The organism is Pseudomonas sessilinigenes, from assembly GCF_003850565.1.
Classification (GTDB): Bacteria; Pseudomonadota; Gammaproteobacteria; order Pseudomonadales; family Pseudomonadaceae; genus Aquipseudomonas; species Aquipseudomonas sessilinigenes.
In genome coordinates this window covers 3253475-3276014 of sequence record NZ_CP027706.1, presented here as the reverse complement: position 1 = coordinate 3276014, position 22540 = coordinate 3253475, and the positions used below count along the sequence as shown (strand labels likewise).

Below are 22540 nucleotides of genomic sequence, written 5' to 3'. Positions count from 1 at the left end.
TGGCCGGCGGGGTCGCCCCAGCCGGCCATGGTTTGTCATTTATTTGAGCAGCGGTACTTGCTGCCCGGTCTGCAGTACTTCTGCAGCATCCAGTTGCGCCTCGATCTGCAGGAAACGCATGGCGATCTTTGGCGACATCTGCTGTGCGACTTCATCAATGTAGCGATACAGGACCTTCTGCTGCTTCTCGTGCAGGGCCTTGTAGGTCTTGATCATTCCTGCCGCCTCCTCATTGCTCACCGCCCCGGAGCCGTAGGCCCGCGCATACTCCACCAGCAGCTGGAACGAGTCCTTGTTCAGCCCGTCCATTTCATTGCGATAGCGTGTGTAGATCGGCCAGAAGGCCTCGGCCTGTTCGCTATCGAGTTCCATGTTTGCCTCCACCATGCGCTTGCGCTTGTAATTGAGGGCTTCGATCTGGTTCTTGATCTTCTCCTTGTTCTCGCTCATTACCTCCTGGACCGAAGGCAAAGGCTCCTGTGCCTGTGCGGCGAAACACAGGCCGGCGGTGAACAGTGCGGTACACAACAGGCGCCTGGACATGGCGTGACTCCTTTTACATTGGCTTGAAAACAGCTTGATCACCGCGAGGCTTCCTTGAGCGCGATCTTCGGTGCCCATTCCAGCCATTCATCATTGACGGCATCGAACAGGGCAAAGGTCTGCCCTGGCCTGGCCTGTTCGCCCATTTGCGGATTGTCCGGCGTGGCGAAGGCAATACCGCCCGCCACCAGCGCCTCCAGGGACTCGGTGCGCACGGACACCCCCTTGAACAGACCCGCCTCGATGCCTACCCCGCTGGCGTTCCAGAAGCGGCTTGCGGTGTGCACCAGCGGTGCATAGCGCGGCTCGATAAGAATGCTGATCAGCACCCGGTCCGCTTGTTGTCCCAGGCTCATGTCGATGACTTTGCCCACCGGCATCTTGCGATAGGTCACCGGGCTGCCGAGCTTGATCGAGCCCTTGTCCGCAGCGCTCAGGGTCAAGCGCAAGCCATTGCCAAGCCCGAGCAGGTTCGGGGCTTCTTCCTGGATCTGGAAGCGCGTCTGGCGCTCTCCCGGACGGCTCGCCGGCAAGGCCTCGATGTAGGGACCGCTAACCAGGGTGCCGAGATTTTCCGTGCGCAACAGCCCGAGTGCCGGCCGTACGACCCAGAAGCGCGTGCCGCTGCGGGCGAACTGCTCGCCATTGGCCCCCAGGCGCGCCTTGAGCAACACCCCGGACAGGTCATTCTTCAAGCCGATGCCTTCGACCTTGCCGATCACCAGCCCCTTGAACCGAATCGGCGTACCTTCGCGCAGGCCTTCGGCGTCCTCGACACCCAGCTGGAGCTCCACACCACGGGCCATGGCGGCCTCCTCACTGTCATAGAGGGCGAATCGGCGGTCCTTGCCCGAGGACGACGCCTTGGGGTCCAGGGTGTCGAAGGCGATGCCGCCATTGATCAAGGTCTGCAGCGACTCGCTCTTGACCTTGACCCCGGTGAAGTCGCCACTCAGGGTCACGCCACTGGCGTTCCAGAAGCGCGTGGAGCTGTTTACCAGGCGCGCGTACTCGGGCTCGACATGCACCCCGATCATCACTTGCTGGTTGTCCGCCGACAGCTGGTAGCTCTGCACGCTACCGACACGGATCTGCCGGTAGAGCACCGGCGCCCCGACCTCCACCGAACCGCGCCGGTCACTGGTCAGCACCAGGTGCAGGCCCGGTACGTTCATGTCCATGGGCGGCGCCTTGGAGCGGGCGCTGAATTCCCGGCGCGGCGCCCCGCTCTTGGCAAAACGCACGGCGATGTAGTTGCCCTTGACCAGGGCATCCAGGCCAGTGATCCCGGCCAGCGAGATATTCGGCTTTACGGTCCAGAACTCGGTGCCCTCCAGCAGCAGGGCCTCGACCCGCGGGTCCATCGCCAGCTCGGCGGTGGCGCCACTGAAGTCCTGGTTCATGTCGACGGTCTTGACCAGGCCGACCTGCACGCCGTTGTACATGACCGGGGTGCGCCCGGGCTCGATTTCACTCAGGTCCTTCATCTTCAGCTTCACCCGCAGGCCGACCTGGGCCGCGTCGTAGTCCTCATACAGGCGAAACGGCTTGGTCGGATCGGTGGGTGGGCTGTCGCGGTGGTTGTCCGCCGTGGCGAAGGAAATACCGCCCGCGGCCAGGGTCAGCAGCGATTCGCTGCGCACCTTGAAGCCCGACAGGCTGCCGGAGATCGAGATGCCGCTGGCGTTCCAGAAACGCGTGTGCTTGCGCACCAGGTCGGCGTAGGCCGGCTCGATATGCACCTTGATCTCGATGGTGCGCTGGTCCTCGCCGAGCTGGAAGCTTTTCACCTGGCCTACCAGGATCTGCTTGTAGAACACCGGGCTGCCCTGCTCCAGGGAACCCAGGCGGTCGGCTTTGAGGGTGATGTGCAGTCCGGGCACCTTCTCGGACATCGGTGGCGGTTCAGCCAGGGCTGTATAGGAGCGCACGCCTTGATCGCCCTTGTCGCCCTTGGCCGGATCCACCGCGATATAGACCCCGGAGACCAGGGTCTCCAGGCCTGTCACGCCCGCCAGGGACACCCGCGGCTTGACCAACCAGAAACGCGTATCGTTGTTCAGGAACTCCCGGGACTCCTTGGTCAACTCGATGGAGGCGATCACCCCCTTGATGTCTTCGCTGACACTCAGGTCCACCACCTTGCCGACCGAAATGCCCTTGTACAGCACCTCGGTCTTCTTGGCCTGGATGCCGTCGCCGCTCTCGAAGCGGACCTGGATCACCGGGCCGGCTTCGTCATAGGCGCGCCAGGCCAGCCAGGCGCCGATGACCAGGGCGAGCAATGGCAGGATCCAGATCGCCGACCAGTTGCTGGTCTGGTGTTTTTTGGGGGCAGGCAAGTCACTCATTTTCATTATCCAAGTGGGTGTTGTCCCATATCAGTCGTGGGTCGAAAGTCACTGCTGCCAGCATGGTCAGCACCACTACGCTGGCAAAGGCGGCGGCACCGAGATTGGCCTCGATCCGCGCCAGGTGGCCAAAGTTCACCAGGGCCACCAGGATCGCGATGACGAAAATATCCAGCATCGACCAGCGCCCGACCCACTCGATGAAGCGGTACATGACGATTCGCTGGCGAGCGGACATCGGCTGGTGGCGTTGCACCGAGTAGAGCAACAGCGCAATGCCCATCAGCTTGAAGGTGGGCACGACGATACTGGCCACGAACACCACCAGGGCGATGGGGGTCATGCCCAGTTGGACCAGGCTGACCACGCCACTCATGATCGTGGCCGGCGACCCGCTGCCGAAGATGTTGACGGTCATGATCGGCAACAGGTTGGCGGGGATGTACAAAATCATCGCGGTGATCAGCAAGGCCCAGGTGCGCCTGATGCTGTTCGGGCGGCGCGCATGCAACACCGCACTACAGCGGCTGCAGCGCGGTGATCGCTCCTGGCTGGCCGGGTTGAGTTGATGACATTCACCGCAGACCCAAATGCCTGCATCGATTGCACGCATCAATGACCCTCCTTGACCGGCACCTGCCCAGGCGACCCCGGGTAGGCGCCGGCACTCGATCAGGGCTGCGCCTGGCGTTGCGCCAGTTGCTGGTCCTGGTTGTCTTTCCAGCCGCCGCCCAGGGAGCGGAACAGATTCACCAGGGCGATCTGCCGTTGGGTACTGGCCTCGATGAACGCGGTTTCATTGGCGAAGCTCGCACGCTGGGCGTCGAGGTAGCGCAAGTGGCTGTCGATCCCTCCCTCGTAACGTGCCTTGGCCAGCTTCAGCGATTCGACACTGGTATTGGCCAGGGCGCGGCGAGCGGCTTCTTCCCGGCGCAGGGTGTCGGTAGCGGCCAGGGCGTCCGCCACTTCGCGAAACGCGGTCTGGATGGTGCCCTCGTACGCCGCGACGGCCGAGTCCTTGCGGGCCTCGGCCAGGCTCAGGCCTGCACGATTACGCCCACCATCGAAGATGGGCAACGATAGGGTCGGTATGAAGCTCCAGGAACGTGAGCCGCCATCGAACAGGCCGGACATCTGCGCACTGGAGGTGCCGAAGCTGCCGGTCAAGGTGATCCGCGGGAAGAACGCCGCCCGCGCAGCGCCGATGTCGGCATTGCGCGCTTGCAGACGGTGTTCGGCGGCCAGGATGTCCGGACGTCGCTCGATCAGCGACGACGGCGAACCCGCAGCGATGTCCTGTACCAGCAACAGCTTGTCTTGCTGGGTCTGGGGAATCGATGTCGCTGCATCCGGGGTACCCAGCAGCAGCACCAGGGCATTGAATGCCTGCTGTTTCTGCCGCAGGGCGGCCTCTTCGTCGGCCCGGGACTGCTCAACCAGCCCCAGCGCTTCCTGGTAGTCCAGCGCGGTGGCGTTACCCACGGAACGATGCCGACTGATCAGGGCGAAGGAGTACTCGCGACTGATCAGGGTCTGCTGGGTCAGGGCCAGGCGGCGCTGGGCGCCGTCATGGACCAGGTACGCCTGGGTGACCTCGGCGATCAGCGCGATACGTGCCGAGCGCCCCGCCTCCTCGGTGGCCAGGTATTGCTGCAGGGCCGCATCGCTGAGGCTCTTGACCCGACCGAACAGGTCGACTTCGTACTCAGGCAGCGACAGGCCGACCTGGTAGGTGCTGGCCACGCTGGATTGCCCCTTGCTGGACAGGTCCGCCGGCAGGCGCTGGCGGTTGCCCGAGGCCCCCGCGCTCAGCCCCGGGATACGATCGGCCCGCTGGATACGGTACTGCGCTCGGGCCTGTTCGATGTCCAGCAGGGTCTGGCGCAGCGAACGGTTATTGTCCAGGGCGGTACTGACCAGCTTGCGCAACTGCGGATCGACAATGAAGCTCTGCCAATCCAGTTCGCTGGCCTGGCGCCCCTGCTGGGCGGACGCGCCGCTCCAGCTATCGGCGACCGGCGCAGCCGGACGTTCATAGGTCGGGGCCATGGAGCAACCACCCAGGGCCAGGGCGATCAGCAGCGCCGATACGGTAAAAGCAGGAATACGCATGCTGATCACTCCTGGGTCAGGGCTGGTTGTTCGGTAGCAGGCCGTTTGGTACGCAGCACCGACAGCAGCCAGACGAAGCAGATAGGCACGAACAGCACGCCCAGGAAGGTGGCGCTGAGCATGCCGCCGATCACGCCGGTACCGATGGCGCGCTGGCTGGCCGCACCGGCACCGGTGGCGATGGCCAGGGGGACCACACCCAGGATGAAGGCCATGGACGTCATGATGATCGGACGGAAGCGCAGGCGAGCGGCCTCGATAGCGGCATCACGCAGGCTATAGCCTTTCTCCCACAGTTCCTTGGCGAACTCGACGATCAGGATCGCGTTCTTCGCCGACAGACCGATGATGGTGATCAAGCCGACCTTGAAGTACACGTCGTTGGGCATGCCCACGAGGATCACCGCCAGCACTGCACCCACAGCGCCGATCGGTACGATCAGCATCACCGACAACGGGATCGACCAGCTTTCGTATAGCGCCACCAACAGCAGGAACACCACCAGGATCGCCAGGGCGAACAGGCCTGATGCCTGGCCCGCGGAAATCTTCTCCTGGTAGGACAGGCCGGTCCATTCGTAGCCGATGCCCGGTGGCAGTTGCGAAGCCAGGTGTTCCATTTCGGCCATGGCCTGGCCGGTGCTGTAGCCCGGGCCTGCGTCACCGGCGATACGGATCGACGGATAGCCGTTGTAGCGCACCAGTTGCACCGGACCCTCTTCCCACTTGCTGGTTACGAAGGCACTGAGGGGTACCTGATTACCTTTGTTGTTGGGTACGTAGAGCTTGAGCACGCTTTCCGGAGTCATACGCGCGCCCTGCTCGGCCTGGATTACCACCCGTTGCTGGCGACCGGCATTGGTGAAGTCGTTGACCACATTGGAACCGAAGGCCGAGGACAAGGTAGAACTGATGATCTCGAAGTTGACGCCCTGGGCCCGGGCTTTCTCACGGTCGATCAGCAGGCGCAGTTGTGGCGCCTCGGCCAAGCCTTCTGTCATGCCATAGAGAAACTTCGGATTGCCGTTGACCTGGCTCAGCAGCGTGTCCCGTGCTTGCAGCAGGGCCTCACGCCCCAGGCCGCCACGGTCCATCAGGCGCAAAGCAAAGCCGCCGGAGTTACCCAGGCCATCGATAGGTGGCGGCGAGACCGCCATGATGGTGCCGTCGCTTGGCAATGCAAAGTGCTGGTTCAACGCGGCGACCTCAGCGGCAACAGACTCTTCCTTGCCGCGTACCGACCAATCTTTAAAAACCGGGAATGCGAGTGCCGCGTTGTCCCCCTGGCCGGAGAAGCTGAAACCGGAGACGAGAAAGACCGCGTCCACGGCATTGCGCCCCTTGAGGTACTGTTCCAGCTCCTTGCCCGTGGTGTCGGTCCGCATGCGGCTGGCGCCGGGCGGCAGTTGCACGTCGACGATCATGTAGCCCAGGTCCTCGCTGGGTACGAAGGCTTCCGGCAGGCGCAGGTAGGTGTAGCCCAGCAGTGCGACGATACCGGCGTACACCAGCATGAAGCGCCCGGCACGCTTGACCAGCCCGGAACTGAGCACCGAATAGCGCTCGGTCACGCGGGCAAAGCCACGGTTGAAGGCACCGAAGAAACCACGTTTTTCGTGATGCCCTTCGGGGACCGGCTTGAGCAGCGTGGCGCACAGCGCCGGGGTGAAGGTCAGGGCCAGGAAGCCGGAGAACAGGATCGAGATCGCCAGGGATACCGAGAACTGCTGGTAGATGACGCCCACCGAACCGCTCATGAAGGCCAGCGGCATGAACACCGCGGACAGTACCAGGGTGATACCGACGATGGCGCCGGATACCTGTTTCATCGCCTTGATCGTCGCGTCGGTCGGGGACAGCCCCTCCTCGGCCATGATCCGCTCGACGTTCTCCACCACCACGATGGCGTCGTCCACCAGGATGCCGATGGCCAGCACCATGCCGAACATGGTCATCATGTTCACCGAGAAGCCCAGCAGGTACATCACGGCCAGGGTACCGAGCAGACACACGGGTACCACGATGGATGGAATCAGGGTGTAGCGCACGTTCTGCAGGAACAGGAACATCACCAGGAACACCAGGACCATGGCTTCGAGCAGGGTATGGATCACCTTCTCGATGGCCACGTCGACGAAACGCGAGGTGTCGTAGGGTACGGAGTACTGCATGTCGCTGGGGAAGAACTGCGACAGTTCGGCCAGGCGAGCCTTGACCAGGGTCGCGGTCTCGATGGCGTTGGCGCCTGGCGACAGCTGGATGGCGCCGCCTACGCCTGGAGTGCCGTTGAGGCGCGAGGAGATGTTGTAGCTTTCGCTGCCGACTTCCAGGCGAGCGACGTCAGCCAGCTTGACGGTGGAGCCGTCGGGATTGGAGCGCAGGACGACCTGGCCGAACTCTTGTGGGTTGTCCAGGGTGCCCTTGACTGCCAGGGTCGCGGTCAGCTCTTGTTCACTGGTGCCTGGCGCACTGCCGAAGGCGCCCGCTGGTACCTGTACGTTCTGCCCGCGGATGGCGGTGCTCACGTCCTCGATGGACAGGCCATAACCCACCAGTTTCTGCGGATCGATCCAGACCCGCATCGCGGCTTCGGAGGAGAAGAACTGCAGCTTGCCGACGCCCGGCAGGCGACGCAGTTCGTTGTTGATGTTACGCGCGGCATAGTCGCCCAAAGCCGTGGTGTCGCTGCGCTCTGCGCCTTCCTTGTAGTTCAGGGCGTAGATCAACAGGAAGCCGGCGCTGGTCTGCTCGACCTGCAAGCCCTGGGTGAGTACAGCCTGGGGCATGCGCGCCTCGGCTTTCTTCAGGCGGTTCTGCACATCGACCTGGGCCAGGTCCGGGTCGGTACCGGGCTGGAAGGTCACGACGATTTCGGCCGAACCGTTGGAGTTGTTGGTCGATTCGAAATAGAGCAGGCCCTTGGCGCCGTTGAGCGACTCTTCGAGCACGCTGGTCACCGACTCCACCAGCACTTTGGCCGAAGCACCCGGGTAGGTCGCGCTTACCGTGATCTGGGGTGGTGCAACACTGGGGTACTGCGCCACCGGCAGCTTGGAAATGATCAGCAGGCCGGCCAGGGAGATGAACAGAGCCACCACCCAGGCAAAATTCGGGCGCTTGATGAAAAAATCAGACATCAAAAAATCCTCGTGTCGTGGCCGAGCTTATTGTTTCTGCCCGGTTGGCGTTGCCTGGGCCTGCGTTGGAGTCACCTTGACCCCCGGTTGCACAGCGGCCAGGCCGCCAACGATCACCTGATCCCCGGCCTTCAGGCCTTCGGTGATCTGCCAGCGCGAACCCTGCATGGTGCCGGTGGTTACGCTGCGAGCCTCGGCCCGGCTGTCCGCCCCCACGACCATCACGTGGGAACTGCCGTCATTGGCACGCTTGACGGCACGCTGCGGCACCAGGATGGCGTGGTTGTCAGTGCCCTGTGGGGTGTTCACCCGCACGTACATACCTGGCAGCAGGACGCCATCGGCGTTGTCGAACTTGCCGCGCAAGGTGATCTGGCCGGTACCAGGATCGACCGCCACATCGGCGAATTGCAGTGCGCCCTTGCGCTCATAAGAAGTGCCTTCGACTCGAATCGTCAGGGCCTTGCCATCCCCTTCGGCCAGGCTGCCGCTCTTGAGCGACTCACGCAGGCGCAAGGCGTCGGCAGCGGTCTGGGTGAAGTCGGCATAGATGGGATTGAGCTGCTGGATACGCGCCATCAAGGTTGCATCCCCCTGCCCCACCAAGGCGCCTTCGGTCACCAGGGCACGGCCCACCCGGCCGGAAATCGGCGCAGTAACCGAGGCATACCCCAGGTTCAAGCGCGCGGTCTCCAGATCGGCCTGGGCCGAGCGAGTGGCCGCCTGGGCGCTGTTCAGGTCGGCGCTGGCCTTGTCGTAGTCCTGTTGGCTGACGGCTTCGATCTTCACCAGTGGCTCGTAGCGCTTGACTCGCGCCTGGGCTTCCTTGAGGCCGGCCTGAGCCCGTGCCAGGTCGCCTTCGGCGCGGGACACCGCGGCCTTGAGCGGCGCGGGGTCGATCTGGAACAGCAGGTCCCCGGCCTTGACGTCGGCGCCCTCTTCAAAGCGCTTCTTCATGACAATGCCTGCCACCCGGGCGCGCACTTCGGCAACCCGTATCGGTTCGATACGTCCTGGCAACTCCGAAGTCAGAGCCAGGGACTCGGTCTTCACTGCAACGACATCCACCGGCAGCACCATTTCCGCCTGTTGTGGTTGCTCGGCCGAGGGGCCGCATCCTGCCAACGCAATGACAGCTGCCAATGCACTGATCCTTCCTATTGCACGCAAATCGACCATGGCACACCCAACTATTGATTGATAATGTCCAGAATGGTACTTTCAAACCATAAATGAGTCAATAACGTCTCACATGAGCTTTTTTGTCTCAACTCTCTTTAGGAAGCACTACGAAATTCTTGCCCACGGATGTGCACTGCAAGATTCAACTGGGACCTGCTGATGACCCTGACGCCCCATGACGAACGATTCATCAAGGCGCTGGCCGTTGCCATCGTCGACCATCCGCGAGCCACGCTTAAGGAGCTGGCGGAAGCCGCCGGCATGAGCCGCGCTACCCTGCATCGCTTCTGTGGAACCCGTGACCACTTGCTCGAGATGCTCGAGTCCTATGGCGAGGACGTGTTGCACCAGATCATCGAATCCTCTTGCCTTGAGAGTGCCGAGCCCCTGGCGGCACTGCATGACCTGATCAAGGAGCATCTGGCCCATCGCGAAGTGCTGATCTTCCTGGTGTTCCAGTACCGCCCCGACTTCCTCGACCCCGAGTTCGATGGCGCCCGCTGGCAGCCCTACATCGACTCACTGGATGCGTTCTTCCTGCGCGGGCAGCATCGCGGAGTATTTCGCATCGACGTTACCGCCGCGGTGTTCACCGAGCTCTTCCTCACCCTGGTCTATGGCATGGTCGATGCAGAGCGACGCGGGCGGGCAGCCAGCGCCAACTCCACCCATACTCTCGAACAGATGTTTCTGTATGGCGCTTCCAGCCTGCCACCCGCTTAAATCCAGGCCATGCCCTGACAGGATCCATTCAATGCCGCACCCCAAGCCCACCGGTTTGCCCAATCTGCCTCTGCAGGACCTGATCGCTTGCCATGAATGCGACCTGCTCATGCGCCGCGAACCTCTGGCGGCCGGTGAAAAAAGCTGCTGCCCGCGTTGCGGTTACGAATTGGCCGCGCACCGCCATCAGTGGCGGCGTCGCTGCTTCGCCCTGGTCCTGACTGCGCTGCTCCTCTACATACCGGCCAACTTCCTGCCGATCATGCACCTGACCCTCCTCGGGCAGACCCGTAGCGACACGCTCTGGACAGGCGTGGTCGGGCTCTATGACAGCGGCATGCAGGGAGTCGCCATCCTCGTGTTGCTGAGCAGCATGGTGATCCCGTTGCTCAAGTTGCTCTGCCAACTGCTGGTGCTGCTCAGCCTGCATTTTCGTATCGCCCTCCGGACCGGGATGCTGCTCTACCGCAGTTACCATCACTTGCGCGAGTGGGGCATGCTCGAGGTGTACCTGATCGGCATCCTGGTCTCCATCGTCAAGCTGGTGGATATCGCCGACCTGAGCCTGGGTATAGGCCTGGCTTGCTTCGTGGCACTGCTGCTGACCCAGATCTGGCTCGAGATGAGCATGTCACCGCATCAGGTTTGGGACGCATTGACCGAGGAGACCGGCGAACCTGCACGTTGACCCACCCGGGCCTGCTCCCCATCAGAAGTGCTTTATCACCTCACTGATCCCGGCAACCGGCGAATGGAGATGAGATGTACGGTCCAGTTGCGCATCATTGGTATGACCCGGGGTCTTTGGAGCCAGGGAATACAGGCCTCCCGAGCACACCATGATGAAAAGTAGAGAGAGCATGACTTTACGCATGGAGACCTCCGTCACCCGAGTCGAAATCGAGTGCAGTGTTTTTGTTATTGGTCTCTTTAGTCTGCCTCTCTCGGATCACCAAAAGCTTAGCTTCCCATGCCATGGAATTAGCACTTCGTGCCAATCCCAAACTGTGCTGCGAGCGTAGCCGACGCGACCTGAATCAGCGCTGACCATCGCTTTGGATGGCCTCCTGCTCCAAGGGTGATCCAAGGCCAGGCGCGCATGGAAAGACTGCGCTGTTGATGAACGGCGCCTCACCAGGCGGCACCTGGCTCTCGCACCAGTGCGGCTTGCCTGCCCACCATCGAAGCTATCTTCGGCCTGGAAGTCATTCATCCTGTCATCGCAGGTTTGGCAGCATCGTGCGCTACGCTTTGCCTTTGAACGTTTTCCCGGCGCCTTCATGGATACATTGAGCAAACTTGAAATCGAGACGGCCCTTGCACAACGGCTGCCCAACTGCTCAGTCAGTTGTACGATCAATCCCGACGGTCATCTGTCGGTGGATGTCCTTGCGCCGGGCACCAACCAGTTCACCATCGCCAATATCGACCGCACCCACTATCACGGTGAGTCAGGCATCAACCGGCTGGTGCGCGAGATACTCGAGGAAATGGTCGTCTCGCGACAGTCATCCCACCTTCCCTGAGCCACGTAATGAAGGGCTCGACCTATTGGATAAGCCGATTCTTCAATTGAAGGTTGGTGCAACGACCAACCGATTTTTTCGCTGATTATTTTTGCAGTCCTCCCCTGGACCTGCCGGTCAGATTATTACCAATGCACGACATCGGCCTTGCAAGCCGCGGTTCCAGCGCTGGTCGCGACCAGCAGGACCTGCCGTGTAAAGTCAAACCGCAGACAAGGGACGACATCATGTACAGCATCCACCAGCGCCTGCAGGCCCGTGCCTGCCGCAAGCTTGCCCTCGAACAGAACCAGCGCCTGCTCAAACAAGCCCATGCCCTGAACAACCAGGCTTACGCACTCCTCGACAAGGTCCGGCCCGACCTGGATACCTTCGAGCAATACCACCTGCTGCGTAACAAGGCCGAGGAGAAATTCCAGGAAGCCAATGAGCACCTGCAACTGGTCAACCGGGAGTTCGGCGAGCCCCAGGCCTCAGGCTTTGCTCCTCTGCTGCGCACCTCCCCGCCCAAACAGGCATCCCGGAGATCGCTTCTACAGCGCACCGGGCGCTAGTTCCCGAAATACGCCATCAAGCCACCCAAATGCCTGCATTGTCAGGTCTTGCGCCCGGCCCAGATCAACGCCACGCAAACGTTGGCGATCCCATAGAAATACGCCAAGGATGCATCGAGACTCTCTGGAACAGGGGCCCTACGAAACGACTACCCGCCTTGTGCTCGCACACAAAACACTCAAGGGGTAAACGAAGAACAACTCATCAACTGGCCAGGGCTTGCCCCGTGATCCCCAGGCACCTCCCCCAGGCACCACCCTGCCCGTCCCGGCAAACCATCAACGGCCAAGCGCACCCTGCGCGCTTGGCCCTGACAGTTACAGCACGATCCTCACGGACTTTTTGTGGGTGAAAGTAAGGTAGCTAAAACGTCCATGGTATTCGCCCATGCCCGAAGCACCGATGCCGCCAAAAGGAAGGTACGGGGAGAACGCGTGCAGCAACACGCCATTGACCTGCGCATCACCGGACTGGATCTGGTCGATAATGCCTTTGGCAAGGTCAATATCCTTGCCGAACACATACACCGCCAACGGCTTCGGGTGATGCTTGTTGATCAGGCCTACAGCAGTGGGCACCTCATCGTACTCGAGCACCGGCAAGATCGGCCCGAACAGCTCTTGCGCCATCAGCGGGTCGTCCCACTGGACATTGTCCACCACCGTGGCACTGAACGAACGTTTCTCCATGTCGGCCCGGGCACCGACCAGGACCTGGCCACGGGTTTCCTCGATCAAAGCAGCCAAGCGTGCGACCTGGTGCGCGGTCACGATCTTGCCGGTGGAGTCGACCTCCGGCAGCTCGACCTTGACCCTTTCCACCAAGCGTTGCAGCAGGGTGTCTTTGACGCTGCTATGGACATAGAGGTAATCAGGGGCGATGCAGGTTTGGCCGCTATTGATGAATTTGCCGAACATCAACTGATCGACCGCCTGGTCGATGTCCGCATCAGGCAGGACGATCAGCGGGCACTTACCCCCAAGCTCCAGCACAACTGGCGTCAAGTGCTCCGCCGCCGCCTTCATTACCACCTTCCCCACGTTTGGACTTCCTGTGAAGAAGATGAAGTCGAAGGGCAGGCTCAACAGATGAGTATTCTCGTCTCGCCCGCCTTGAACGACCGTGACGTATTCAGGGGCGAATGCGGCAGCGATGATTTTCTCGATGACCCGCGATGTCTCGGGCGTGGCCTCCGAGGGTTTGATGATGCAGGTATTACCGCCCACGATGGCGCCGACCAGAGGCGTCAGGGTGAGGTTCAGCGGATAGTTGAACGGGCCGATGATGTAACTGACACCGTAAGGCTCCTGGACGATGTAGCACTGCGATGGAGCGATGATGTCCGGAGTCGGAACAAGCTCGGGGACGACCCATTCATCCAGGTTCGCCAAGGCGAAATCTATTTCATGCAGAACCTCGCCGATTTCGGCCAGGTCCACCACGTCCTTGGGCTTACCCAGATCTTCGGCCAAAGCGAAGTAGAGGGCCTCCTGGTTCTCGACCACCGCGTCGCGGAGCCGCTTCAAGGCCGCCTTTCTAAAGCCGACATCCGCTGTCGCGCGGGTGGCGAAGAAAGCCTTCTGGGCTGAAAAGAGCGAGTCGATCATCGTCGGGGACAGATAGTTCATGGATGTATATCTCTTGGTGTTACAGGTTCGATTGGTAGCGACCGGAGCCAGGGAGACCCGCTTGAAAACAGCAAGCTGTTGTCACTCTCCGTGCCCAGGAGATGGGGCCTTGCCCAAAACTCCCTCGCAAACATGAGCGATTCCAGGCAAGCACGTGCCGCTACGGGTCTGCAGATACTGATCCGCTCAAAGGCGGGCCCCGTGAGATAAGCGCCGCATATCGCGCATTCAAACTCACTTGGGCAGCCGAACCCTCAAAGCAAGAGCTGTTCCAGTTTTTTGATAAAGAATTTATTCGTTAAATTTCAATCAGTTACATGTTTTTTAAAAACTCAATCTGGCACTTTGACCGATCGCTCGTTGCATATTTGAAACACCGGTTTCACTATAGAAAAAACTATGGATGCTGGACATGCACAACCAAGAGTACCTGCCCAGGGTGGTCGCGCTGATCACCCACCTTCGCCTGCCTGAGGGCCCTAGCCGGATGGCGCGGATCGTCGAGCAGGTGATCCCGGACTATTACGGTCGAGCTCGCATAGAGGTTGTCGAGACCACGGTCAACCAACTGCTGGAAACCGGGCGCGCCCTTGAGGCCAGGGGGGATGTCGATGTCATCATCGGTTCGGGAGCAACATCCGAGTACCTCAGGCGACATCTCTCGACCGCCGTCCTGTCGATTCGCATGGGGGAGTACGATCTTATTCGCGCGCTCGACCTGGCCCGGGCACGAGCCACCAAGGTGGGCATCGTCAGCTTCCAGCACGAGCATCCCGCGCTCCAGGCCATGTCGTCGCTGTTCACCGTCGACATCCGTCAAGTCACCTACAGCAGCTACGAGGACGCCCGCCAACAGATCCATCACTTGGTGGATGACGGTTATCGCCTGGTGGTGGGTTCTTCGACAGCAGTGGAAACGGCCGAGGCAGCGGGTGCGCAAGGTGTCCTGGTGCTTAACGCCGATACCGTGCGACGCGCCATGGAGGATGCCCTGGCGATTTGCCGAAGCCGCCAGCAAAGCCTCATTCAGCAACAACGCCTCAATGCGGTGTTACGCAATCTATCCGATGGCGTGATCGCCGTGGATGCCGAGTGCGCCGTCCAATCGCTGAATCCACGCATGGCGTCCCTTCTGGGCATCACCAGCGATTGGGCGCGGGGACGGTCGCTCAGCGAAGTCGTTCCCGGTCTCGACATCAGCAATCTCCAATTCAGCGACGACACACAAGAAAGCCACATCCTCAAGGTCGGCGGCCGAACACTGGCAGCCAATGTCACACCCATCATCGAAAACGGCAGGCCCGATGGCCTGGTGATTACCTGCCAGGAAGCGAACGCGATTCAGCGCACGGAGCGACGCATTCGTAGCCAGATCAAGCCAAGGCAGTTCACCGCCCGATATCGCTTCGAACAAATGCTCGGCCAGGCCCCGAGTTTTCGCATCATGCTGGACCTTGCCCAACGCTATGCAGGCGCCGACGCCACGGTGCTCGTCCAGGGTGAAAGCGGAACCGGCAAGGAGCTCCTGGCTCAAAGCATACATAACGCCAGCCCCCGCCAATCCGGGCCCTTCGTTGCCATCAACTGTGCGGCGTTTCCAGAGTCACTGCTGGAGAGCGAGCTCTTCGGCCACGAAGAAGGCGCCTTTACCGGATCACGCAAGGGCGGCAAGGCCGGCCTGATAGAAAACGCCCACATGGGGACCCTGTTCCTCGATGAAATAGGCGATATGCCAGTGACGCTGCAGACACGCCTTTTGCGGGTACTGCAGGAGCGTGAAGTACTGCGCCTGGGGGCAACCGAACCGACCCCCATAGACATTCGCGTGATTGCCGCCACCCATCGGGATCTGCGCACACGGGTCCGCGAAGGTGAGTTCCGCGAGGACCTCTATTACCGGGTGAACATCTTGCGCCTGGCCATCCCCCCGCTGCGCGAACGCCCTGAAGACATACCGATGCTCGCCCAGTTCCTGCTGGCCAAGCTATCGCCGCGAACAGCGGCCAGCACGGCCGCCCACGCGCTGCTCGAGCGGCTCATGCCCCATCTTCAGCAGCACAGCTGGCCAGGCAACATTCGCGAGCTGGAGAACATCGTCGAGCGAGCCGTGTTATCGGCCAATGTGCTCCAGGACGGCAACACTTCGCTGGACCTGCGGATGCTATTCGACGAACTGTTCGAGCCGTCGCCGGCCCAACCTTCCACAATGGCCGGGCCGCAGCCAGCGCAAGACTTGCGCAGCCTCAGCCGTGCACAAGAAAGCGCTCGCGTCAGTGAAATGGTCGAACGCTGTGCCGGCGATATGGAGGAAGCCGCCAAGCGCCTGGGCATCAGCCGCACCACACTCTGGAGACGGTTGCGCGCTAAAAAGTCCAACTAGCAGATAAACAGGCCCTTTCAACCCTGAACTTTATTTCAGAAATGAAATGGAAAACGCGCCACGCACACCTGCCTAGCGTTGAGCGCTCATTCAAGAAATAACTCAACTCAATGATTTAAAAAGGGTTATTCCAAAAATAAAAATACGCCCGACATATTGGCATGTCGCTTGCTCCTTGCAGTTTCGGCTTGGCATCCTCGTGTGCCCAGCCCTACTCAATACAAAAACAAGGCAGGAGGTGCCGATGCTGGGCATGATGATGAACTTCAACCTGAGTATCACCGCCATCATGCGGCAAGCGCTCATGGTTGCCGCCAATACCGAAATTGTCTCGCTGCTCCCCAACGGCCAAGTGCATAGATACACCTATGCCGAGGCGTTCGCTCGCGCAGGCCGCCTGGCCAATGTACTGGACACCCTGGGCTGCCCTTCGGATGCACGGGTCGGAACCCTGGCCTGGAATAATCACCGGCATTTTGAGTTGCACTATGCAATTCCGTGTTCAGGGCGCATCTGCCACACCATCAACCCCAAGCTGTTTCCCGAACAGGTCAGCTACATCATTCGCCATGCCGAAGACGACCTGCTATTCGTCGACCCGCAGTTCGTGCCGCTGCTGGAAAGCATCCAGCATGAAATAAGCAGCGTGCGCCGCTACATCGTGCTGTGCACGGCTGACGCATTACCTGCCAGCACGCTGCCCAATCTCGTTAGCTACGAAGCGTTGTTGCAGGCACACGATGAAGGCTATGACTGGCCCGATATCGATGAGCATCGAAGCAGTGGGCTGTGCTACACCTCCGGGACCACGGGTAATCCCAAAGGCGTGCTGGCGAGCCATCGCAGCACCGTTCTGCATGGCATGGCCCAGAACATGGCCGACAATGTCGGGTTGCGGGCACTTGATGTGGTCATGCCCATGGTGCCAATGTTCCACGTCAATGCCTGGGGCATGCCCTACAACGCAGCGATGGTGGGTGCCAAGCTGGTGTTGCCAGGACCATGGGTCGGCGACGCAGGTGCCATGGTCAAGTTGATCAATGATGAGAAGGTCAGCCTCTCTCTTGCAGTACCGACCCTCTGGGCCAACATCTCTCAGTATCTCGATACCCAGGGCGGCACGATCCGTTCGTTGCGACGCGCCGTCAGTGGTGGCGCCGCATGTCCGCTTTCACTGATCCAGGCCATGCAACGCCACGGTGTGACGTTGGAAAACGGCTGGGGGATGACCGAGCTGAGCCCAATGGGCAGCTACAACCGACGCCAGCCCTGGTATGACGCGTTGACCGAGGAGGCCCAGGCAAAGCAGTTGCTCAAGTCGGGAAGGGCATTGTTCGGCATCGAGATGCGCATCGTCGACGAAGCCCAGCGCGCCCTGCCCCACGACGGCCAGGCCGCGGGTTCGCTACAAGTCCGGGGCCCCTGGGTTCGCAATGGATACTTCGGAGAAGAGCCCTGCGAAGGTTGGTTTGATACCGGCGATGTGGCGACGATCGACCCGCGCGGCTACACGTTGATCACCGACCGCATCAAGGACGTGATCAAGTCGGGCGGGGAATGGATCTGCTCCGTGGAGATCGAGAATGCCGTCATGGCCCATCCCCAAGTGGCCGAGGCCGCGGTCATCGCCATCCCGCACCCTCGCTGGAGTGAACGACCACTGTTGATCATCGTTCCCAAGCACGCTGCAACCGCCCCCACCCATGAAGAACTCTTGGCATTTCTGGACGGCAAGATTCCGAAATGGTGGATGCCGGATAGCTGCGAGTACCTGGACAAACTCCCCCATACCGCCACCGGCAAGGTCAGCAAGAAGGCGCTGCGAGAGCACTTCGCCAGCTAGGCGCCCCCACTCGGCAGGCAGAGGGAACGTCCGCCGGCCTATGGCGTCGTCTCCTTGAATGCCTCTGACCCATAGGTCGCTTGCAGCGACAAGGAGCCCCCATGCCAGTCGATATCAGTCCCTTCATGATCACCACCCCGGTTGCCAGTTCCCCAAGCAACCCGGTGGCCCTGGAACTGATGGGCGCCCAGGCCCTGGCCCAGGTGCCCCAGGTCATCAGCCAATTGCCCGACGGTTCGATCCGCATGAGCGCGCCGACCCGTGGTGCCTCCAGCAAGAGCACCCACCGCACTCGCTGCGAGTGGAAGGAGCCGCTGTACTGGTCCCTGGCCAGTGCTCGGCTGCACAGCAATCGCCAGGTCATGCGCCTGGAGCAGGTCAATTCGGCGCAAAAGGTGGTGATCTCGCAGATGCACGTCAAGGACGACGACAGCCCGGCGGTCAAGGTGTTCTGGAACAAGGGCCGGATCACCTGGGGCTTTCGCGCCAGCTTCGACCAGGGCGAACCGGCCACCAGCATCATCGCCACCAACGTTGCGCTGCACACTCCCTTCGAGATCACCCTGAGTGCCACGACAGGCGGCCTGGTCCTGGTGCGGGTGACCTGCAATGGCGTCACCAGCACCAGTACTCCTGGGCAACTGGACAGCAGTTGGAACGACCACCGTTTCGACTTCCACGGCGGGATCTACAACCAGGTCGACTACAGCGACAGCACCCCCGCCAGCGAAGGCTCGGTGTGCATCATCAGTGAGCTGCAAGTCAGCCATACGCTGGCTTGAAGCGGGCCCCACGGGCTTCACCATCTGGGTTGCGGTGCTACGGGTCCCGGCACCATCTCCCTACCGGCGTCCCCCCTCGGTGGTGCACCTGGCCTCGGGTGCTTGGGCAGGACGCCGCCGGACATCAGGACCATGGCGAGCCGGGTGACCATCCGGGCCTCCAAGGATCGCGCCGGCGGCGTCCCATGCAGGCGTTGCACTGGCCTGGCACTCACGCGCGCTGCCAGACCACCGGGAACCAGTCTTCACGCATGCGATCGCCGTCGTTCAGATCGATGCCGGGAAATGGTGGAGAAGTACGCCCCGGGCGCTGGATATAGCGCACATCGTCGCCCATGAACCGGGTAGAGAACGCCCGCCGACGGCCACTCCCAGTATTGCCGGCAGCACCATGCACGGTGCGAAAGTCGAAGACGATGGCGTCTCCCGGCTGCAGCTCCGGGGAGAGTATCGGGTACTGGCCGTTGTCCACGTCCGGCATATCCATGAACAGGCTCTCGCCCGTGTCGTTGTCAGTGGCGCCGTAGAAGTCCTGGTTACTGGCCCAGCTCTTGGGTCGTACCGGCTTGGGCCAGCGATGCGAGCCCAGGACCACACTCAAGGTGTTGCTGCGGGTCACCGGGTCCAGGGGAATCCAGTAGCTGGCCGTCTGCAAGCCGTCGACGCAGTAGTAAGGCAGGTCCTGGTGCCAGGGCGTGGGCTTTGAAGTGCCAGGCTCCTTGACCAGGATGTGGTCGTGGAAGACCTGTACCCGTTGCGACTCCATCAACTGCCCGGCAATGGCCGCGGCTGGTGAGTTGAGAACGAAATCCTCGAAGGCTGGAATGCGCTGCCAGTTGCAGTAGTCCTCGAAGAAGCGCCCGCCTTCGCCGCTGCCGACGTTCTCGATGGCAAAGGCGCTGGGTTCGGCCAGGTTCTGCTCGAAACCTTCGCGCAAGCGCTCGATCCAGTCGCCAAAGACCCCACGCAGGACAATGGCGCCATTGCGTTGAAACTCCTCGATCTGCGGATTCATCAAGTCAACCTCTTGTTGTTCTAATGAATCCAAGTATTGAGGCGCTGAACTTTCTGCGTAAACGACAGATTACTTATTCATCAATATAGGCACTTTATATAGCCGACCGGTTGCCAGCCCTGGTGTTTGCCCGGTTAATAACCCTGCCTGCCTTCCCCCTCAGCCACTGCCGGACCAGGAACACCGGCCCCCGCATTTCATCATCGGCAGTTGACGTCCGAATAATAAGAACAACCAGGAGTGACTTGAGATGAGCGACAAGCAGCCTTCCATGCGGCGGGGCCTGAGCACCCGTCATATTCGTTTCATGGCCCTGGGTTCGGCCATCGGTACCGGGTTGTTCTACGGTTCCGCCGCCGCGATCCAACTGGCCGGGCCTTCGGTGCTAGTGGCCTACCTGATCGGTGGCGCGGCCATCTACATCATGATGCGCGCCCTGGGCGAAATGGCCGTGCACAATCCGGTGTCGGGGTCATTCGGCCACTACACCAGCCAATACCTGGGACGCTTCCCCGGTTTTCTCACCGGTTGGAGCTATGCCTTTTCGATGCTCGTGGTGTGCCTGGCCGATGTCACGGCCTTCGGTATCTACATGGGCTTCTGGTTTCCCGATACGCCACGCTGGATCTGGGTCCTGGGCATCGTGTTCTTCATCGCCGCACTGAACCTGTGCAGCGTCAAGGTCTTCGGCGAGATGGAGTTCTGGCTGTCCCTGCTCAAGGTCACCGCCATTATCTCGATGATTGTCGGCGGCATCGCGATCCTGCTCCTAGGCATCCAGCCCGGTGGCTCGGACCAGGTCCAGTCCGGCTTCAGCAACCTGTGGAGCCACGATGGTTTCTTCGCCAACGGTGCCAGCGGCCTGATCGCTTCGTTCACCGTGGTGATGTTCGCCTTCGGCGGGGTCGAAATGATCGGTGTCACCGCCGGCGAGGCCAGGGAACCACAGCGGGCGATCCCCAAGGCCGTGAACTCGGTGCCGCTGCGTATCCTGCTGTTCTATGTGCTGACCCTGTTCGTGCTGATGGCGATCTACCCCTGGTCGAAGATCGGCAGCGAGGGCAGCCCCTTCGTGCAGATCTTCAGCGCCCTGGGCATCGATTCGGCGGCGGCCTTGCTCAATGTCGTGGTGATCTCGGCGGCGATTTCGGCGATCAACAGCGACATCTTCGCCGCCGGACGCATGATGTATGGCATGTCTGGCAATGGCCAGGCGCCGGCGAGCTTCGCCAGGTTGTCGCGTTTCGGGGTGCCATGGATGACGGTCGCGGTCATGTGCGTAGCCTTGCTGATCGGGGTCCTGCTCAACTACCTGGTACCTGAGAACCTGTTCCTGATCCTGGTAGCCGTGGTGACCTTCTCCATCGTCTGGGTCTGGCTGATGATCCTGCTGTCGCAAGTCATGATGCGCCGGCGCCTGTCCCCTGCCGAGGTCGCCACCCTGGCCTTCCCGGTACCGTTCTGGCCCGTGGGTCCGGCCCTGGGTATCGCCTTCATGCTGTTCATCTTCGGCGTCCTGGCCTGGTTCCCCGACACCCGCACCTCGTTGTTCGTCGGGCTGGGCTGGCTGGCCCTCTTGTCCATCGGCTATTGGCTGTTCATCGCCCGGGACGCCAAGCAACCGGCTGCCGCCGACAAGCCGGCCCAGGCCGACGCAATGCCCTAGGGGGTGAACTGCGCAGTGGCCCAATCCAGGAACGCCTGGGCCACTGGCGAAGGTCGCATGGCGCTGGATTGGGCCAGTACTACCGGCTGCGGGCTGACGGCCTCGAGCAACGGGCGACAGGCCAGGGGTTGCCCGTCATAGCTGCGATCGCCCTGGGGCCGGGTACAGGACAATGCAACACCGTAGCCGTGGGCCACCAGGCCGCGCTGCATCTCGAAGGTCTGGGTCAGTTGCAATGACGCCGGCTGCAGGTCGCAGGCCCAGAACAACGACAGGAAGTACTCCCGGGTCCTGGCGATGTCTTCCAGGATCAGGCACTCGGCGGCCAGGTCCACCAGCGACACCTGCTCCTGGGCGGCCAGGGGGTGATCCACTGGCAACAGGGCGTAGGGCATCAGGCGCTCCAGCACCCGGGCCTGGATGTTCGGGCTCAGGCCCATTCCATAGGTCAGGGCCAGCTCTGCCTGCCCTTCCAGCAAGCGTCGATTGACGCCCGCCAGGTCGCTCTCGAACAGGGTGATCGAGACGTCAGGGTGACGCTGGCGAAAGCCCGCCAGCAGCCGTGGGGCGAAGTACGGCCCCAAGTCCTGGAAACACACCAGGCTCAAGGTTCCGCGCAACTGGGCCTGGCAATCATCGGCGCCCACCATGATGGCGGCCCTGGCGAGAATCTCCCGGGCCTGCTCCAGCAACTTGCGCCCTGCTGGACTCAACTCCAGGCCCCGGCTGACCTGGCGATGAAAGAGCTTTTCGCCAAGTGCCGTCTCCAGTTGCGCGATCGCCAGGGACACCGAGGGCTGGGAGATGTGCATGGCCCTGGCAGCGGCGCTGACGCTGCCCTGCTCTGCGGCAGCGACAAAGTACTCGAGCTGGCGAAAAGTGAACCCGATCATCGGCCTGGCTTCCTGATTATTGTTTGCGCCGATGATACAGCGGCCCCGGCATCTATCGGCAACACGCCCTCCTCCCCGCCCATCCATGTCCAAAGTACACAGCGCTGGCGTTGATTCGTGACTTCAAGTCAAAGGACTTTGGTGCGCCGACGGCTTAATCCGCCACCGGGCGATGGCCATACTACGCCCCATCCAAGCGATCGC

General features: G+C 61.5%; 17 protein-coding genes. 8 read left to right on the top strand and 9 right to left on the bottom strand.

The genetic code is table 11. From position 1 onward, the window contains the following. Nucleotides 1–39: 39 nt before the first annotated feature. Genes C4K39_RS15095 through C4K39_RS15070 form a run of 6 tightly spaced genes read right to left on the bottom strand, consistent with a single transcriptional unit; the run spans nt 40 to nt 9322 of the window. Nucleotides 40–543 (bottom strand): transcriptional regulator, encoded by a 504-nt coding sequence (locus tag C4K39_RS15095; RefSeq protein ID WP_124346835.1) that lies wholly within the window; start codon nt 541–543, stop codon nt 40–42. A 38-nt stretch (nt 544–581) separates the two neighbouring features. Next, nucleotides 582–2894, bottom strand: a complete 2313-nt coding sequence (locus C4K39_RS15090) for a PqiB family protein (protein WP_124346834.1) — start codon at nt 2892–2894, stop codon at nt 582–584. Further along, entirely contained in the window at nt 2887–3507 is a 621-nt protein-coding gene (locus C4K39_RS15085; RefSeq protein WP_124346833.1) for a paraquat-inducible protein A, read from the bottom strand. Before C4K39_RS15085 ends, C4K39_RS15090 begins: the two co-directional genes overlap by 8 nt. 59 nt (nt 3508–3566) lie before the next feature. Then, the gene (locus C4K39_RS15080) at nt 3567–5006 is read right to left on the bottom strand and encodes an efflux transporter outer membrane subunit (protein WP_124346832.1); all 1440 of its coding nucleotides are present in this window, start codon (nt 5004–5006) and stop codon (nt 3567–3569) included. Nucleotides 5007–5011: 5 nt separating this feature from the next. Further along, entirely contained in the window at nt 5012–8143 is a 3132-nt protein-coding gene (locus tag C4K39_RS15075; RefSeq protein WP_124346831.1) for a multidrug efflux RND transporter permease subunit, read from the bottom strand. A gap of 27 nt (nt 8144–8170) precedes the next feature. Beyond that, nucleotides 8171–9322: a MexC family multidrug efflux RND transporter periplasmic adaptor subunit gene (locus tag C4K39_RS15070; protein WP_124346830.1), complete on the bottom strand. Its 1152-nt coding sequence runs from the start codon at nt 9320–9322 to the stop codon at nt 8171–8173. Between the two features lie 162 nt (nt 9323–9484). Between C4K39_RS15070 and C4K39_RS15065 the strand changes: the two genes are divergently transcribed. The 4 genes from C4K39_RS15065 to C4K39_RS15050 all read left to right on the top strand — a co-directional run bounded on the left by C4K39_RS15065 (nt 9485) and on the right by C4K39_RS15050 (nt 12128). Continuing rightward, entirely contained in the window at nt 9485–10048 is a 564-nt protein-coding gene (locus tag C4K39_RS15065; protein ID WP_124346829.1) for a TetR/AcrR family transcriptional regulator, read from the top strand. Between the two features lie 31 nt (nt 10049–10079). Then, nucleotides 10080–10736 (top strand): paraquat-inducible protein A, encoded by a 657-nt coding sequence (locus C4K39_RS15060; RefSeq protein WP_124346828.1) that lies wholly within the window; start codon nt 10080–10082, stop codon nt 10734–10736. A 592-nt stretch (nt 10737–11328) separates the two neighbouring features. After that, on the top strand, nt 11329–11574 hold the full coding sequence (locus C4K39_RS15055; protein WP_124346827.1) for a DUF1652 domain-containing protein: 246 nt from the start codon (nt 11329–11331) through the stop codon (nt 11572–11574). A 227-nt stretch (nt 11575–11801) separates the two neighbouring features. Continuing rightward, nucleotides 11802–12128, top strand: a complete 327-nt coding sequence (locus tag C4K39_RS15050) for a hypothetical protein (RefSeq protein ID WP_124346826.1) — start codon at nt 11802–11804, stop codon at nt 12126–12128. Between the two features lie 318 nt (nt 12129–12446). Here the strand turns inward: C4K39_RS15050 and mdlD are convergent, their stop codons facing one another. Then, complete coding sequence (mdlD, locus tag C4K39_RS15045; RefSeq protein WP_124346825.1) at nt 12447–13757, bottom strand: NAD(P)-dependent benzaldehyde dehydrogenase MdlD; 1311 nt, start codon at nt 13755–13757, stop codon at nt 12447–12449. Between the two features lie 412 nt (nt 13758–14169). Between mdlD and prpR the strand changes: the two genes are divergently transcribed. The 3 genes from prpR (at nt 14170) to C4K39_RS15030 (ending at nt 18762) form a co-directional block, all read left to right on the top strand. Next, on the top strand, nt 14170–16137 hold the full coding sequence (prpR, locus tag C4K39_RS15040) for a propionate catabolism operon regulatory protein PrpR (protein WP_124346824.1): 1968 nt from the start codon (nt 14170–14172) through the stop codon (nt 16135–16137). Between the two features lie 244 nt (nt 16138–16381). Further along, nucleotides 16382–17980 carry a long-chain fatty acid--CoA ligase gene (locus C4K39_RS15035; protein WP_124346823.1) on the top strand — a complete coding sequence of 533 codons (1599 nt, stop codon included), beginning with the start codon at nt 16382–16384 and terminating at the stop codon, nt 17978–17980. 101 nt (nt 17981–18081) lie between these two features. Continuing rightward, the gene (locus tag C4K39_RS15030) at nt 18082–18762 is read left to right on the top strand and encodes a polysaccharide lyase family 7 protein (RefSeq protein WP_124346822.1); all 681 of its coding nucleotides are present in this window, start codon (nt 18082–18084) and stop codon (nt 18760–18762) included. 211 nt (nt 18763–18973) lie between these two features. Here the strand turns inward: C4K39_RS15030 and C4K39_RS15025 are convergent, their stop codons facing one another. Next, complete coding sequence (locus tag C4K39_RS15025) at nt 18974–19777, bottom strand: phytanoyl-CoA dioxygenase family protein (protein ID WP_068576163.1); 804 nt, start codon at nt 19775–19777, stop codon at nt 18974–18976. 250 nt (nt 19778–20027) lie between these two features. Between C4K39_RS15025 and C4K39_RS15020 the strand changes: the two genes are divergently transcribed. Then, nucleotides 20028–21443: an amino acid permease gene (locus tag C4K39_RS15020; protein ID WP_124346821.1), complete on the top strand. Its 1416-nt coding sequence runs from the start codon at nt 20028–20030 to the stop codon at nt 21441–21443. Here the strand turns inward: C4K39_RS15020 and C4K39_RS15015 are convergent. After that, nucleotides 21440–22336 (bottom strand): LysR substrate-binding domain-containing protein, encoded by an 897-nt coding sequence (locus C4K39_RS15015; RefSeq protein WP_068576159.1) that lies wholly within the window; start codon nt 22334–22336, stop codon nt 21440–21442. The genes C4K39_RS15020 and C4K39_RS15015 overlap by 4 nt on opposite strands. Nucleotides 22337–22540: the final 204 nt, after the last annotated feature.

What these genes read in the sequence shown, in the direction of transcription:
- C4K39_RS15075 (WP_124346831.1), bottom strand. Translation starts at nt 8,143, where the DNA reads ATGTCTGATTTTTTCATCAAGCGCCCGAATTTTGCCTGGGTGGTGGCT.
- C4K39_RS15025 (WP_068576163.1), bottom strand. Translation starts at nt 19,777, where the DNA reads ATGAATCCGCAGATCGAGGAGTTTCAACGCAATGGCGCCATTGTCCTG.
- C4K39_RS15085 (WP_124346833.1), bottom strand. Translation starts at nt 3,507, where the DNA reads ATGCGTGCAATCGATGCAGGCATTTGGGTCTGCGGTGAATGTCATCAA.
- C4K39_RS15065 (WP_124346829.1), top strand. Translation starts at nt 9,485, where the DNA reads ATGACCCTGACGCCCCATGACGAACGATTCATCAAGGCGCTGGCCGTT.
- C4K39_RS15060 (WP_124346828.1), top strand. Translation starts at nt 10,080, where the DNA reads ATGCCGCACCCCAAGCCCACCGGTTTGCCCAATCTGCCTCTGCAGGAC.
- C4K39_RS15095 (WP_124346835.1), bottom strand. Translation starts at nt 543, where the DNA reads ATGTCCAGGCGCCTGTTGTGTACCGCACTGTTCACCGCCGGCCTGTGT.
- C4K39_RS15030 (WP_124346822.1), top strand. Translation starts at nt 18,082, where the DNA reads ATGCCAGTCGATATCAGTCCCTTCATGATCACCACCCCGGTTGCCAGT.
- prpR (WP_124346824.1), top strand. Translation starts at nt 14,170, where the DNA reads ATGCACAACCAAGAGTACCTGCCCAGGGTGGTCGCGCTGATCACCCAC.
- C4K39_RS15080 (WP_124346832.1), bottom strand. Translation starts at nt 5,006, where the DNA reads ATGCGTATTCCTGCTTTTACCGTATCGGCGCTGCTGATCGCCCTGGCC.
- C4K39_RS15055 (WP_124346827.1), top strand. Translation starts at nt 11,329, where the DNA reads ATGGATACATTGAGCAAACTTGAAATCGAGACGGCCCTTGCACAACGG.
- mdlD (WP_124346825.1), bottom strand. Translation starts at nt 13,757, where the DNA reads ATGAACTATCTGTCCCCGACGATGATCGACTCGCTCTTTTCAGCCCAG.
- C4K39_RS15070 (WP_124346830.1), bottom strand. Translation starts at nt 9,322, where the DNA reads ATGGTCGATTTGCGTGCAATAGGAAGGATCAGTGCATTGGCAGCTGTC.
- C4K39_RS15015 (WP_068576159.1), bottom strand. Translation starts at nt 22,336, where the DNA reads ATGATCGGGTTCACTTTTCGCCAGCTCGAGTACTTTGTCGCTGCCGCA.
- C4K39_RS15090 (WP_124346834.1), bottom strand. Translation starts at nt 2,894, where the DNA reads ATGAGTGACTTGCCTGCCCCCAAAAAACACCAGACCAGCAACTGGTCG.
- C4K39_RS15020 (WP_124346821.1), top strand. Translation starts at nt 20,028, where the DNA reads ATGAGCGACAAGCAGCCTTCCATGCGGCGGGGCCTGAGCACCCGTCAT.
- C4K39_RS15035 (WP_124346823.1), top strand. Translation starts at nt 16,382, where the DNA reads ATGCTGGGCATGATGATGAACTTCAACCTGAGTATCACCGCCATCATG.
- C4K39_RS15050 (WP_124346826.1), top strand. Translation starts at nt 11,802, where the DNA reads ATGTACAGCATCCACCAGCGCCTGCAGGCCCGTGCCTGCCGCAAGCTT.